The sequence below is a fragment of the Burkholderia sp. Bp9090 genome (assembly GCF_003857985.1).
Classification (GTDB): Bacteria; Pseudomonadota; Gammaproteobacteria; order Burkholderiales; family Burkholderiaceae; genus Burkholderia.
On sequence record NZ_QTPV01000108.1, the window covers coordinates 1 to 985 of the forward strand.

The 985-nt window shown below is 66.0% G+C and carries 1 protein-coding gene; it reads right to left on the reverse strand.

Annotation, left to right across the window (positions count from 1 at the left end):
• Nucleotides 1–985, reverse strand: a 985-nt coding sequence (ccsB, locus tag DIE16_RS36290) for a c-type cytochrome biogenesis protein CcsB (protein WP_124572244.1), incomplete at both ends; no start/stop codon positions are given.

The window sequence follows — 985 nt, forward strand, 5'->3', positions numbered from 1 at the left end:
GACAGGAACATGTTGACGCCGAGGAACGCGAACGTCGTCACGAGCAGGCCGGTGAGCGCCCACCAGGCGGCAACGGCGCCGCGCAGGCCCTTCATCAGGCGCATGTGCAGCCAGGCCGCGTAGTTGAGCCACACGATCAGCGCCCAGGTTTCCTTCGGGTCCCAGCTCCAGTAGCCGCCCCATGCTTCGGCGGCCCACAGCGCGCCGAGAATCGTCGCGATCGTGAAGAACGCGAAGCCGACCGCGATCGACTTGTACATCACGTCGTCGAGCACCTCGAGCGTCGGCAGGCGATCGGCGAGCACGCCGCGCTCCTTCATCAGGTACGCGACCGACACCATCGCCGACAGCGCGAAGCTGCCGTAGCCGATGAAGTTCGCCGGCACGTGGATCTTCATCCACCAACTCTGCAGCGCCGGCACGAGCGGCTGGATCTGCTGCGCGTCGCGCGCGACCGAGTACCACATCAGGAAGCCGACGGCCGCGCTGATGACCAGCAGCACGAACGCGCCGAGCGCGCGCGTGCCGTAGTGACCTTCGTAATACAGGTAGAGCAGCGCGGTGATCAGGCTGAACAGCACGAACACTTCGTACAGGTTCGACACCGGGATATGCCCGACGTCGGCGCCGATCAGGTAGGACTCGTACCAGCGCACCATCAGGCCGGTGAAGCCCATCAGCACGGCGACCCACGTGAGCTTCTGGCCGATCGCGGCGCCCGACTCCGAGCGCGCGAGCAGACCGATCCAGTAGAAGATCGTCGCGAGCACGAACAGCGCGCTCATCCACAGGATCGCGGACTGGCTCGACAGGAAGTACTTGAGGAAGAACGCCGCATCGGCGCGCGCGAGATCGCCCTGGTAGATCTGGATCGACAGCAGCGAGAGCGCGGCGATCGACGCCATCATCAGCCGCGCGGGCTTCCAGCGCCAGCCGAGCACGACGAGCGCCGGCACGGTGCCGATCATCACCGCCTTGTCGTAGT